We start from the raw sequence: 14,284 nt of genomic DNA, 5'->3' as shown, positions 1-14,284 counted from the left end.
TTACTGTGCCTGAACACGCAACTCAGCTGCGCTACGACTTTGGTGACCGAGCAATGTTCTCAGGTCAGCGGCTTGTGGTTTCACTAAGTAGAATTTAGGGATCCACTCATCAAAATTCGCCAGAATGTTTTCTGCATGGGCAGAACCTGTTTCGTCCAGATGCTCAGCGATCAATCCTCTCAAGTGCTCTTGATGGATATAGAGATCTGCCAGCGAAATGGCTTCGACTGATTCGTTATTCACACGCCCTGCAAAGTCGTCGTTTGTGTCCAGAACATAAGCAAAGCCGCCAGTCATACCTGCGCCAAAGTTTACGCCTGTTGCGCCTAAAATCGCGACCACCCCTCCTGTCATGTATTCACATGCGTTGTCGCCTGCGCCTTCAATAACGGCAATGGTGCCAGAGTTTCGAACGCCAAAACGTTCACCGGCTTTACCAGCTGCAAACAGCTTGCCGCCCGTAGCACCGTACAAGCAGGTGTTACCTATGATGGTGGCTTCGTTACAGGTAAATGCCGTGCCCAGATGCGGCTTGATGGCAATCTTACCACCAGCCATGCCTTTGCCTACGTAGTCGTTGGCATCCCCAGTGAGGTAGAGTTCAACGCCGCCGGCGTTCCAGACACCAAACGACTGACCTGCTGTGCCATTAAGGTGCAGCTTAACCGGAGTGGATGCCATGCCTTGGTTACCGTAACGTTTTGCGATTTCACCCGACAGTCGTGCTCCGACCGAGCGATCCGTATTGATCACATCGTAGTAGAAGCTGGCGCTTTGCTTGGCTTCAACAGCCGCTAGGGTATCGGACATGATCTTCTGATTGAGCGCGGCGTTATCAAATGGGGTATTTGGCTGCGTCCAGTACACTGGGTGATCTTGCGGTGATACTGGCTTTTCCAGAATGCCAGACAGGTCCAGCTTACTTTGCTTAGCCGTCATACCTTCTACCGCTTCCAGCAAGTCGGTACGACCAATCAGGTCGGTGAGTTTTTCTACTTCCAACTCTGCCATGATGGTTCTTACTTCGTCGGCTAAGCCTGTGAAGTAGTTGACCACCATATCGGGTAAGCCCTTGAAGTATTGTTTGCGCAAGGTTTCATCTTGCGTCGCTACGCCAGTGGCGCAGTTGTTCAGGTGACAGATGCGCAGGAACTTACAGCCCATGGCGACCATAGGTGCAGTACCAAAGCCGAAGCTTTCTGCACCCAGAATGGCGGCTTTCACTACATCCAGACCGGTTTTCAATCCACCATCTACTTGCAGGCGAATCTTATGGCGAAGCCCATTTGCGACCAGCGCTTGTTGGGTTTCCGCCAAACCTAATTCCCAAGGGCAACCTGCGTATTTAACCGAGGTCAGTGGGCTGGCTGCGGTGCCGCCGTCGTATCCGGAAATGGTGATCAAATCGGCATACGCTTTAGCAACACCTGTGGCAATGGTGCCTACGCCCGGTTCAGACACCAGTTTGACGGACACCAAAGCATTTGGGTTAACTTGCTTCAGGTCGAAGATCAGCTGAGCCAAATCTTCTATCGAATAAATGTCGTGATGAGGCGGCGGTGAAATCAGGGTCACACCCTGTACCGAATAACGTAGTTTGGCGATTTCTGCCGTCACTTTATGACCTGGAAGCTGACCGCCTTCACCGGGTTTCGCCCCTTGTGCAACTTTGATTTGTAATACATCGGCATTGGTCAGGTAGTGAGGAGTAACACCGAAGCGACCGGATGCCACCTGTTTGATTCGCGAGTTGCGCTCGGTGCCAAATCGACGTGGGTCTTCACCACCTTCACCTGAGTTGGAGTAACCACCCAAACGGTTCATCGCCATCGCCAAGGCTTCATGGGCTTCCGGGCTGAGTGCACCAATCGACATCGCCGCTGAATCGAAACGTTTGAACAATTCAGTGTTTGGCTCAATCTTTTCCAGTGGCAAAGGTTTATCGGCTTTCTTCAACTTGAGCATGTCGCGAAGCATGGCAATCGGACGTTCGTTGACTTGTTTGGCGTAGGATTGGTAATCCGACGCTTCACCCGATTTCACTGCGGTTTGCAGGGTGCCGACCACATCAGGGTTGTAAGCGTGGAACTCACCGCCGTGCACAAACTTCAACAGGCCGCCGTGGTCGATAGGCTTGCGTTTCGCCCAGGCTTTGCGTGAAAGGTTATATATGTCTTGCTGGAAGTCGCTAAACGACGCCCCTTGGATTCGAGTGGTAACACCTTTAAAGCACAGGTCGACCACGTCCTGGTGTAAACCCACTGCTTCAAACAGTTGCGAACAACGGTAAGACGCAATGGTCGAAATGCCCATTTTGGACATGATTTTGTACAGACCTTTGTTGATGCCATTGCGGTAGTTCTGCATCGCTTCACCATAGGTACGATCCAGTGCGCCATCGTCAATGATTTTACCCAGGGCTTCGTATGCCAGATACGGGTAAACCGCGGTAGCCCCAAAGCCTAGCAGCACCGCAAATTGGTGTGGGTCACGGGCGGTTGCGGTTTCCACCAGAATGTTAGCATCGCAGCGCAAGTTGGCATCGACAAGGCGTGTTTGTACTGCCCCAACAGCCATAGCGGCGGGAATCGGCAGTCTGCCTTTTTGAATGTCTCGGTCAGACAGCACCACCAGTACCGTACCCTGACGAACGACTTCTTCTGCCTGATCACACAAGTCTAGGATTGCTTGTTCCAGAGATTTCTCGTCAGGGTTAAAGCTGATGTCCAGAATAGTGTTGCGGTAGTGTTCGTCGCTCAGCTCAAGCAGTTGGAGCATGTCTGAGTAGAGAAGCACGGGTGAATCAAATGCCACGCGATGAGCGTGTCCATCGGTTTCGCAGAACACATTCATTTCCTGACCAACGCTGGTGGCCAGTGACATCACGTGTTTTTCACGTAATGGGTCAATCGGTGGGTTGGTGACCTGAGCGAACTTCTGGCGGAAGTAATCGGTAACCAGTCGCTCTTTGGAAGAAAGCACTGCCATAGGGGTGTCATCGCCCATAGAACCGACGGCTTCTTGCCCCATATCGCCGAGCACCCGAAGGACCTGATCGACCTCTTCGTTGCTCATGGCAAATTGCTTTTGGTAAACCTTAAGCTCGTCGGCATCAAAGCTGCGTTGACCGACTTCTTCTTCGTTTAGCTCAGCAAAAGGCGTCAGGCGGTAGACGTTATTGTCCATCCATTCGCGGTAAGGGTGACGGCTCTTGAGATCGTTGTCGATTTCAGACGATTGCCACAGCTTGCCTTTTCGGGTGTCGATGACCAAAAGCTCACCAGGACCAACGCGACCTTTTTCGGACACTTCATCTGGAGCGTAATCCCAGATGCCCACTTCTGAGGCAAGGGTGATCAGGTTGTCTTTGGTGATCACATAACGCGCGGGGCGAAGACCGTTACGGTCTAGATTACAGGCAGCGTAGCGACCGTCAGACAAAACAATGCCGGCTGGACCGTCCCAAGGCTCCATGTGTTTGGAGTTGAAATCGTAGAAAGCACGAAGCTCAGGATCCATATCTGGGTGGTTTTGCCACGCAGGCGGCACCAGCATGCGCATGGCGCGGAACACGTCCATTCCTCCAGCCAGGAAGAGATCCAACATGTTGTCCAGACTGGAAGAGTCCGAGCCTGTTTCGTTCACGAACGGAGCGGCACTTTGCAAGTCCGGCAAAAGCGGAGAGGAAAACTTATAGGCGCGTGCGCGTGCCCATTGGCGGTTGCCCTCAATGGTGTTGATTTCCCCATTGTGTGCCAGATAACGGAATGGCTGAGCTAATGGCCAGCGAGGCTGTGTATTAGTTGAGAAACGCTGGTGGAACAGGCAAATTGCAGATTCCATGCGCAGATCGGCTAAGTCGAGATAAAAACGAGGCAGATCCGCAGGCATGCACAGCCCTTTGTAAACGATGACCTGAGTGGACAAACTACAGATGTAGAAATCGTCATCGTCGGTAATGCGCTTTTCAATGCGGCGGCGGGCAATGTAGAGGCGGCGTTCAATATCACGATCGCGCCAACCTGCAGGCGCCGATATAAAGACTTGTTCAATCGTTGGAACAGATCCTGTTGCGATAGGACCTAACACGTCGGTATTGGTGGGCACATCGCGCCAACCTGCAATGGTGAGCGTCTCTTTAGCCAGCTCTTCATTGATGATGGTTTTTGCTTGTTGTGCTTTTGCGGTGTCCTGGCTGAAGAAAATCATACCAACCGCGTACTGTTTACCTAGGTTCCAACCGTTTTCCTGGGCGATTAAGCGCAGATATGAATCTGGCTTTTGAAGTAAAAGTCCGCAGCCATCACCGGTTTTTCCATCGGCGGCGATACCACCACGGTGTGTCATTCTGTCGAGGGCTGAGATAGCCGTGCGGACAAGTTTGTGACTCGGCTGACCTTCCATATGGGCGATCAAACCGAATCCACAGTTGTCTTTTTCAAGACGTGGATCGTAAAGAGCCATTGCATTCTCCCTTTGCTTCCTACCTTCCTGGTAAGGGATGTGTGTAACTTATTTTTATAGTTATATGGAGTGGGCGTTGTTTAATTATAGTTGCCAAACTCTCTGTTTTATTAACATTGCGGTGTCATTTTGTTTTCACCAACTTCACAACCTATAGCTAATGATAGAAAACGTCAAGTTATTGGAGATTTGTCGGAAATATGGGTGTAATTTGGAGTTTTATGCCATTTAAATATTTTACAAACAAAGAGTTATGATATTTGCATTAACAATTAATTTACAAAGATAGGTATAAAAAATGCCAGCACATGTGTGCTGGCAAAGTTCAGGAAGGAGTTGGGAAAACCGAGAACAGTTTTCCCTATTTTTTATACTGAAAGCATCAAAGAATCCGCTTTCGCTTCTAAGTTAGTGTTACCCATCAGGTGTTCATCGATAGCACGAGCACATTCACGACCTTCGTTGATACAACGAACAACTAATGACTGGCCTGTACGCATATCACCAGCAGCAAAGACGCCAGCTTGGTTGGTCTGGAAGTCTTGAGTCGCGACGTTGCCACGATCATCCAGTTTGATGTCGAGCTGTGCCAGAACGCCGGTTGGTTCTGGGTGTAGGAAACCCATCGCCAGGAACGCCAGATCACAAGGGATCACGCGCTCACTGCCCGCGATTTCTTCAAACGTTGGGCGCTCACCCACTTTGGCGTCTTTCCAGACGATGTCTGCAATGCGAAGCCCTGTTACCTGACCATCATCGTTGCCGATGAACTCTTTGGTCAGGATATTCCAGTGGCGGTCACAGCCTTCTTCATGAGATGTCGAAGTACGCATGATCATCGGGTATTGAGGCCATGGCATGTTTGCAGGGCGCTTCTCTGGTGGAATCGGCATGATTTCTACCTGAGTGATGCTCGCTGCTTTGTGGCGGTTAGAAGTACCCACACAGTCAGAACCTGTATCACCACCACCAATCACGACAACGTGTTTGTCTTTGGCGTGGATTTCTTCGGTTTTCAGATCCATGTCATTTGCACGACGGTTGTTCTGACCTAAAAACTCCATCGCAAAATGCACGCCTTTCAGTTCACGACCTGGAACGGGTAGATCGCGTGGAACGGTAGAACCACCGGTCAGCAGAACCACGTCGAAATCTTCACGTAGCTGAACTGCGTTGATGTCGATACCAATGTGCGCATTCACAACAAACTTGATGCCCGCTTTTGCCATCAGGTCGATTTTACGATCAATAACAGACATGCTGAGTTTGAAATCAGGAATACCGAAGCGCAGCAGACCACCGACTTTTTCATCACGCTCAAATACCGTCACTAGGTGACCCGCGCTGTTGAGCTGCTCAGCAGCAGACAGACCGGCAGGACCACTTCCGATAATGGCGACAGTTTTACCCGAACGCGAGCGAGGCGTTTTCGGCTTGGCGTAACCTTCGCGGTAGGCTGTTTCAACAATGGTTTTCTCGATGTTACAGATGGTGATTGGGTCTTGGTTAATACCCAATACACACGCACTTTCACAAGGAGCAGGGCAGACGCGACCAGTAAACTCTGGGAAGTTATTAGTAGAACTTAGAATGTTCCACGCCTCTTCCCAGCTGTCGCGGTATACCGCATCGTTAAATTCAGGAATGATGTTGCCAATCGGGCAGCCGTTATGACAAAACGGCACACCACAGTCCATGCAACGAGAAGCCTGAGTATTGATTTTGGTGCCGAACTCTTCGTTCAGCACAAACTCTTTGTTGTTCTCAATACGAACGCTAGGGTCGAGCTTTCTTGGAAGCTCACGACCATGCTCTAAAAATCCAGTAGGCTTACCCATTACACTGCCTCCACTTCTTGGTTTTGTTCTGCTTCCGCTTTACGCTTCTGAAGCACCGCTTTGTAGTCGCGTGGCATGACTTTCACCACGGTGGCTAAGCTGGCTTCGAAGTTATCAAGGAAAGACTGAGCAACTTCACTTCCTGTGAATTCAACGTGCTTAGTGAGCATCTCACGCAGCAAGTCTTCGTCTTCTTGTTCAATTGGGTCTAGGTCGACCAGTTCTGGGTTGAGCTTGGTTTCAAAATCACCTGCTGTATCCCAAACATAAGCAACACCGCCACTCATACCCGCCGCAAAGTTACGACCTGTAGAGCCAAGGATAACCGCGACGCCACCTGTCATGTATTCACAGCCGTGGTCACCCACGCCTTCAACAACCACTTTGGCACCGGAGTTACGCACACAGAAGCGTTCACCCGCCATACCGCGAATGTAAGATTCGCCGGACGTCGCGCCGTAGAAACACACGTTACCGACAACGATGTTGTCTTCCGCAACAATGCTGGATTTCGCGTCTGGGTATAGCACCAAAGTACCGCCAGACAAGCCTTTACCCCAGTAGTCGTTTGCGTCGCCTTCGACTTCAAACTTCACACCTTTGGCAAGGAAGGCACCGAATGACTGACCCGCACTGCCACTGAACTTAACGTGCATTGGCTGTGGTAAACCCTGGTCTTTGTAGACTTTAGAAATCTCGTTAGACAGCATGGTACCGGCACTACGGTCGGTGTTGATGATCTTCAGCTCTGCGCTGACTGGTTCACCAAACTCCAGCGCAGGCTGCGCCAGTTCGATCAGCTTACGGTCCAGTACTTCTTCAAGGTTATGGTTTTGTTCTTTCTGGTTGAAGACACCGTCTTCTTCACGCGCTTGCTCAATGTGCAGCACTGGCGTGAGGTCTAGGTTCTTGTATTTCCAGTGAGCGATGTTGTCGCGTACTTTCAGCTTCTGAGACTGACCAACCATTTCATCAATAGTACGGAAGCCAAGCTCAGCCATGATTTCACGCAGACCTTCAGCCATGTACTGGAAGAAGGTAACAACGTCTTCAACACGACCATCAAAACGCTCACGTAGTGTCTTGTTCTGAGTCGCGATGCCCACTGGACAGGTGTTTTTGTGACACTTACGCATCATGATACAGCCTTCTACAACCAGAGCGGCTGTCGCCACGCCCCATTCTTCTGCACCCAGAAGCGTCGCAACGGCAAGGTCTCGTGGCGTTTTCATCTGTCCGTCGGTTTGCACCACGATACGGTTACGCAGACCGTTTTTCAGCAGCGTTTGGTGAGTTTCTGCCAAGCCCAGTTCCCACGGAAGACCCGTGTGACGGATAGAGGACATTGGTGAAGCACCAGTACCGCCGTCAAAGCCAGCGATAAGAACCACGTCGGCTTTTGCTTTGGCAACACCAGAGGCAATGGTACCTACACCTGCTTCGGATACCAGCTTCACATTGACGCGACCTGCGCGGTTAGCGTTTTTCAGGTCGTAAATCAGCTGCGCCAAATCCTCGATAGAGTAGATGTCGTGGTGTGGCGGCGGAGAAATCAGACCGACGCCCGGAGTGGAGTGACGAGTCGCACCGATCCAGTCGTCTACTTTATCGCCCGGTAGCTGACCACCTTCACCCGGTTTCGCGCCCTGAGCCATCTTGATTTGAATTTCATCCGAGTTGGTCAGATAGTAAGAAGTGACACCGAAACGGCCTGAAGCCACCTGCTTGATAGCGGAGCGTTCCCAGTCACCGTTTTTCTTACGCTCGAAACGTGCTGGGTCTTCGCCACCTTCACCAGAGTTGGATTTCGCACCGATACGGTTCATTGCAACTGCTAGGGTTGAGTGTGCTTCGTAAGAGATAGAACCGAACGACATTGCACCTGTAGCAAAACGCTTAAGGATGCTTTCGATTGGTTCCACTTCTTCCACAGGAATCGAACCTGCCGGGTTTTTCACGAAGTCGAGCTGGCTACGCAATGTGGCAGCGTTGTCGCCTTGTGCATCAACCGCACTTGCGTATTGCTTGAACTGAGCAAAATCTTTGTTGCGTGTGGATTGCTGAAGCAATGAAATGGTTTCAGGGTTGAATAGGTGCTTTTCACCACGTTGTTTCCACTGATAAACACCACCCACATCCAGAACCTGAACCGGGATTTCACGGGTTGGGTAACCGACACGGTGGCGAACCAAAACTTCTTTCGCGATGTCATCGATGGTGAGACCTTCGATACGAGTGACGGTACCTGTGAAGTATTTCTCGACCACAGATTTGCTGATCCCCAGAGCTTCAAAGATTTGAGCGCCGTGGTAAGACTGAAGTGTCGAGATCCCCATCTTAGAGAAGATCTTAAGCAGACCGCCATTAATGGCTTTGCGGTAGTTCTCGAACAGGTCGCTGATGCTGGCTTCAGGATCCAATTTCTTAGTGCGTTGCAGCTCTACCATTGTCTCGACGACAAGGTATGGGTTTACAGCGTTTGCACCGTAACCAACCAGTGTGGCGAAGTGGTGCGTTTCACGCGCGTCACCCGTTTCCACTACGATGTCACACTTAGCGCGTAAACCTTTGCGAATCAGATGGTGGTGAACGGCGCCGACAGCCAGCATTGCTGGGATTGCAGCGTGGTTTGAGTTCACTGCACGGTCAGTCAGCAGGATGATTGAGTAACCGTCGATAACCGCGTCTTCTGCGTATTGGCAGATACGTTTTAGTGCACGTTCAAGTTTGCCCGCATCTTCATTCGCCTGGAATACGATATCCAGCGTTTTCGCTTGCAGGTGTTCGTTATCGATAGCACGCAGCTTTTCAAGTTCAGAGTTAGAAAGAACCGGAGATTCCAGCTCTACCTTCTGACAGTGAACAGGTGTTTCTGTCAGCAGGTTCTGATCTTTACCCAGGTAGGTATTCAAAGACATGACCATACGCTCACGAATCGGATCGATTGGTGGGTTGGTTACCTGAGCAAATAGCTGCTTAAAGTAGTTAGACAGGTGTTGTGACTGGTGCGAAAGCACAGCCAGCGGCCAGTCTGCTCCCATGGCGCTAAGTGGCTCTTTGCCATCTTTTGCCATTGGAACAATGATTTCGTTCACTTCTTCCGAGCTCACACCAAACGATTGTTGTTTGTGGAGTAGTTTCTCTGGAGAAGGCTGGTTAAATTCGTTGCTCGCGTCTGGCAGCTTCTTAAGGCTAAGCAGGTTTTCGTCCACCCACTTCTCATAAGGCTGCGCGTTGGCGATGCCATCTTTCACTTCTTCATCAGAAATGATGCGACCTTCTTCAAGGTCAGCAACGAAGATACGACCAGGTTGCAGACGACCACGGAATTCAACGTTTTCAGGTTCGATTTCTACTACACCGGATTCTGATGCCATCACCAGGAAGTCATCTTTCGTCACTGTGTAGCGAGATGGGCGCAGACCGTTACGGTCAAGTGTGGCACCTACCTGAACACCGTCAGTGAAACAAACAGAAGCCGGACCGTCCCACGGTTCCATCACGTTAGCGTGGTATTGGTAGAACGCACGACGCGTTGGGTCCATGTTTTTGTTTTCTTGCCATGCTTCAGGGATCATCATCATTAACGCATGAGGCAAGCTACGACCAGAAAGGACCAGGAGCTCAAGCGCCATGTCGAAGTTAGATGAATCCGAGCTGCCTTCCTGACAGATAGGCAGAAGCATGTCGATCTCTGCCTGAGTAAACAGGTCAGATTCCAAAATGGCTTCACGCGCTTTCATCCAGTTCAGGTTACCGCGAACTGTGTTGATTTCACCGTTGTGGGCAATGTAACGGAAAGGCTGAGCTAAGCGCCATTTCGGGAAGGTATTGGTAGAAAAGCGAGAGTGCACAAGGGCAAGCGCAGTAACCATAGTCGGGTTTTGAAGGTCCAGGAAGTACTGAGGTACTTGCTCTGTTGTTAGCTGACCTTTATAGACGATGGTTTTGCAAGACATGGAGTTGATGTAGAAATCATCACCAATGTTTGACACGCTTTCCAGACACACACGAACGGTGTAGTTACGCAGTACGTAAAGCTTACGCTCTAGCTCGTCAGGTGTTGTACCAGGACCACCAGTGACAAAGACATGCTCAAACTGAGGCTCTGTACTGAGAGGATCCGCACCAATCATTGAGTTGTCGACAGGAAGAACACGATACCCCAGAATTTCTAAGTCCAGGCGTTTCGCATTGCGTTCCAGAATGTCACGGCACTGAGCGCGTTTATGTTCGTCTTTAGGAAACAGAACAACACCCACACCGTACTTTTCAAAAGAGGGGAGTTTGATGCCCTGTTTGACTGTTTCCTCTAACAGAAACTCGTGAGGCTTTTGAAGCAAAATTCCCGCACCATCACCAGAGCAAGGGTCACAACCCTGACCGCCACGGTGTTCCATGCGAGCAAGCATGTCTAGAGCTTGAGTAACAACTTCATGAGATTTACGGTTTTTTAGGTGAGCGACAAAACCGATACCACAAGCATCATGCTCCAGTTCAGGAGTATAAAGACCTTGTGTCTTCTGCTCTCTATCTACCATAGATACATCCTTCCAGTTTTTTACAGGCGCAACTTACTCGCGCAAACGCACCTGTTCCTTTTTATATTTTTGAACTCGAAACCATCGGTGTTGATGGTCTTGATTCCTTTCTGCTCTTCGCGGAAGTTTAATTAGCGAAGAACACTATTCCTTGGTGATATCCATCGTGAATTGCCTGATTATTAGGCGTTTGTATTGAGGGGAGTGGATATCTTCCGATTAATTCGCGTTCTTTATTTGGCCGACATTGCTCAAAAAAACGTGATTTGTGTAACTATCCTACATTTTTGGAATGGCAAAAGCCATTCAAAGTTTACTTGAAATGCACATTTTTTCAGCGGATTTATGCAGTTTTAGCTTAACAAAACGATAACATCTGCACTTTTTCCTGTGTTTTCTGCATCTTTATTGATTTTTGTCCGTAATCCAGCTTTTTCGTGCTTCTAAAATATGGTGATAATTTTCGGTGTTTTGTAATTTAATTACACAGATGAGAATGATTCTTGTTTGATGTTTTTTTGTTCATATGACACTGGGTTTTCAGGCTAAAAGAAGATTCTTTTGTTGAGGCAATTTGAAAAGTCATGAAGCAGTTGCATGAATCAGTAAATACACTTGGGCAAGATTTACAGCGTCGATATGGTGAGAAAGTCCATAAGCTGACCTTACATGGAGGATTCAGTTGCCCAAACCGTGACGGTACGATTGGCGTGGGTGGATGCACATTCTGCAACGTCGCGTCCTTTGCTGATGAACAGGCACAGGTAAAAAGCATCCAGGAACAGCTAACTGATAGAGCGGGCGAGGTGACTCGTGCCAAAAAGTATCTGGCGTATTTTCAGGCGTACACCAGTACCTATGCCGAAGTTCAGGTGCTCAAATCCATGTATGAAGAAGCGCTGAAGTACGCAGACATTGTTGGGCTCTGCGTCGGAACCAGACCAGATTGCGTTCCCGATGCGGTACTGGAACTTCTTTCTGGGTATGTGAGTCAAGGGTTTGAGATCTGGCTTGAGCTAGGTTTACAAACGGCAAACAACAGAACCCTCAAGAGAATTAACCGAGGGCACGATTTTGAGTGCTATGCTGAAATCACCAAAAAGGCACGGGCACTGGGAATAAAGGTCTGTACTCACCTAATTGTCGGTTTGCCCGGTGAAGATAAAGCCACCTGTCTGGATACGTTAGACAAAGTAACTGACGTAGGTACTGATGGCATCAAGCTTCATCCCCTTCATATAGTAGAGGGGAGTATCATGGCCAAAAGCTGGAAAGCAGGGCGAATGAATGCTCCAAAAATGGATAAGTATGTCGACATTGCCTCTGAAATGATAAGAAGAACGCCTCCCGAGGTGGTGTATCACCGTGTCAGTGCATCTGCGAGAAAACCGACCTTATTGGCACCGAATTGGTGTGAACAGCGTTGGCTGGCGATGACGGAAATTGGTCGTTCGCTTGATAAGCTTGGTGTACAGGGCAGCTTAATCGGGTCTCCGTTTGAGTATGTAAAGCCAAATATTTAAAGCTCAATAATTGAAGTTCAATTCATCAGAACTACGAATTCAATTGAACACGAATGCCTGCTTTTGTGTACAATCCTAGGATGCAAAACAGGCGAATATCATAATGGAAGACTTTGTTCACTGGCTCTGGGATAACACCCATGGTTTTGGAATTGATATAGTGGCAATCTTGGCTGGAGCATCATTGGCTTTAGCAGCCCGCCTGCATTTCAATAGACAGCTCATCACTTTGCTGCATGATACTCCAACGGCAATGGTTGCATTAGATGCATCATCTGGCTGTGTTCTGGATGCCAATACAGAAGCCCTGCAACTTCTGGCAATTCGTCGGGTAGGCGAAAAATACCTTTTGCCAGATACGGTTTCGAATGATGAGCTCATTAAGCTGATGAACGAGAACGCAAAGTCTCGTCAATCTACATTTCATCACAACCTGTCTCTCTCTGAACATCACGATATCGTTTTGACCTTTTCCGGACGCAAAACGCGCTATCAGGGCAAAAGTGTCTGGATAACGTACTTAACTCCCTACCAGCTTTCTGAACGTGAACAGACAGAAGCTCAGCAATCTTTAGTGATCGCAAAACGAGTATTAGATTCTATTTCCCAGCCTGTTTTCTTTACCGACAAAGTGGGCGAGCTAATGGGAACCAACCGTGCGTTTGAACAGTTTTGGAAAGGTCGGGCAGAGGAAGGTGAAAACAGCGCCAGACAGCTAAGCAGACAAAGACACAGTCAGCAGCGCTGGACGACTTCTGAAGACGGTCAATCGTGCTTGCTTGAAACTCGATTGAATTCGCTGACCAACGATAACGGCGATGTCATTGGCACTATAGGTATCAGTTACGACGTGACAGACTGGCACCATACCCAGCAGGCACTTCGCGACGAGATGGAGCGCAGTAAAGACACGGAAATCGCATTGGCGCAGCGAGACACCATACTGCAGTCGATACTTGAAGCCAGCCCGGACCCTATTGGTCTGTTCAATCAAAATCGAATTTACGAAGCTTGTAACCAGCCTTATGTGGAAGCGCTTGGCGTGGCAAAACCAAATGATCTGATTGGCAAGCGAGTCGAAGAAGTTGTCTCTCGCGATGCCTACATGAGATACAAAGACAGCGATGACAAGGTCATGCAGGAAGGTACCACCTTACGCTACATCGACCGCGTTGAGCGTACCAGTGGTGACACAATCTGGTATGACGTAGTGAAAGCACCGTATCGTAACCCAGCTTCAGGTACGAATGGCGTTCTGGTCATGGCACGTGATGTCACGGAACGTTTTCTAGTGGAAGAAAAACTGGAAAAAGCGAACCGGGAGCTGGAAAAACTGAGCTTTATCGACGGATTAACCAAAGTCGCCAACCGGCGTCGCTTTGACGAGCAACTGGAATTGCTGTGGCGCTTACACGTTCGTCAGCAAAAATCCCTCACCGTCATGCTTTGTGATGTTGACCATTTTAAGGATTACAACGACAACTACGGTCATCAGCGTGGCGACTCGGCGCTAATTGAACTGGCGGCGACATTTGAAAAAGTGCTTTCACGCTCCTCTGACTGCGTTGCGCGATACGGTGGTGAAGAATTTGCCTTTATTCTGCCGGATACCAGCTCTGAAGGGGCGATCAACGTTGCGCAAAACATTCAGCAAAGCGTACACGACTTAAACATCGCCCATGAGCATTCGCCAGTTTCCGACCGGATCACCATCAGTATTGGAATCGTCTCTTGTGTTCCCGCTATTACAGAAATGCCTAGTCAGCTCATTTCTATGGCAGATCAGGCGCTTTACAAAGCCAAACAAAAAGGGCGTAATCAATCCCAAATGGTTTGATTTCATTGTGTTAGCGCGGATGTGAGGCGTCATTAAGATTCTTCTCCCAACTCCCGTTACAATACGGGTTTCTGTGCGCTG

At 49.3% G+C, this 14,284-nt stretch carries 5 protein-coding genes; 2 read left to right on the top strand and 3 right to left on the bottom strand.

The annotated features are described in order from the left end of the window. The 3 genes from gltB (QMG91_RS15110) to gltB (QMG91_RS15100) all read right to left on the bottom strand — a co-directional run bounded on the left by gltB (QMG91_RS15110) (position 1) and on the right by gltB (QMG91_RS15100) (position 10,843). Positions 1 to 4,464: a glutamate synthase large subunit gene (gltB, locus tag QMG91_RS15110; RefSeq protein ID WP_281827473.1), complete on the bottom strand. Its 4,464-nt coding sequence runs from the start codon at positions 4,462 to 4,464 to the stop codon at positions 1 to 3. A 368-nt stretch (positions 4,465 to 4,832) separates the two neighbouring features. Beyond that, a complete protein-coding gene (locus QMG91_RS15105; protein ID WP_281827471.1) occupies positions 4,833 to 6,302 on the bottom strand; it encodes a glutamate synthase subunit beta in 1,470 nt (489 codons plus the stop codon). Continuing rightward, the gene (gene gltB / locus QMG91_RS15100) at positions 6,302 to 10,843 is read right to left on the bottom strand and encodes a glutamate synthase large subunit (RefSeq protein WP_004397820.1); all 4,542 of its coding nucleotides are present in this window, start codon (positions 10,841 to 10,843) and stop codon (positions 6,302 to 6,304) included. Before gltB (QMG91_RS15100) ends, QMG91_RS15105 begins: the two co-directional genes overlap by 1 nt. 584 nt (positions 10,844 to 11,427) lie before the next feature. On the opposite strand from gltB (QMG91_RS15100), the gene QMG91_RS15095 reads away from it, so the two are divergent. Together QMG91_RS15095 and QMG91_RS15090 are read left to right on the top strand one after the other, a co-directional pair. Beyond that, the gene (locus QMG91_RS15095) at positions 11,428 to 12,366 is read left to right on the top strand and encodes a TIGR01212 family radical SAM protein (protein ID WP_281827468.1); all 939 of its coding nucleotides are present in this window, start codon (positions 11,428 to 11,430) and stop codon (positions 12,364 to 12,366) included. Positions 12,367 to 12,469: 103 nt separating this feature from the next. Then, a complete protein-coding gene (locus QMG91_RS15090; protein ID WP_281827466.1) occupies positions 12,470 to 14,203 on the top strand; it encodes a sensor domain-containing diguanylate cyclase in 1,734 nt (577 codons plus the stop codon). Positions 14,204 to 14,284: the final 81 nt, after the last annotated feature.

This window comes from Vibrio nigripulchritudo (assembly GCF_027924785.1).
Taxonomy (GTDB): Bacteria; Pseudomonadota; Gammaproteobacteria; order Enterobacterales; family Vibrionaceae; genus Vibrio; species Vibrio nigripulchritudo.
Note: the sequence above shows the minus strand (reverse complement) of the source record. Positions and strands in the feature narration are given on the sequence as shown.

What these genes read in the sequence shown, in the direction of transcription:
- gltB (WP_281827473.1), bottom strand. Translation starts at nt 4,464, where the DNA reads ATGGCTCTTTACGATCCACGTCTTGAAAAAGACAACTGTGGATTCGGT.
- QMG91_RS15105 (WP_281827471.1), bottom strand. Translation starts at nt 6,302, where the DNA reads ATGGGTAAGCCTACTGGATTTTTAGAGCATGGTCGTGAGCTTCCAAGA.
- gltB (WP_004397820.1), bottom strand. Translation starts at nt 10,843, where the DNA reads ATGGTAGATAGAGAGCAGAAGACACAAGGTCTTTATACTCCTGAACTG.
- QMG91_RS15095 (WP_281827468.1), top strand. Translation starts at nt 11,428, where the DNA reads ATGAAGCAGTTGCATGAATCAGTAAATACACTTGGGCAAGATTTACAG.
- QMG91_RS15090 (WP_281827466.1), top strand. Translation starts at nt 12,470, where the DNA reads ATGGAAGACTTTGTTCACTGGCTCTGGGATAACACCCATGGTTTTGGA.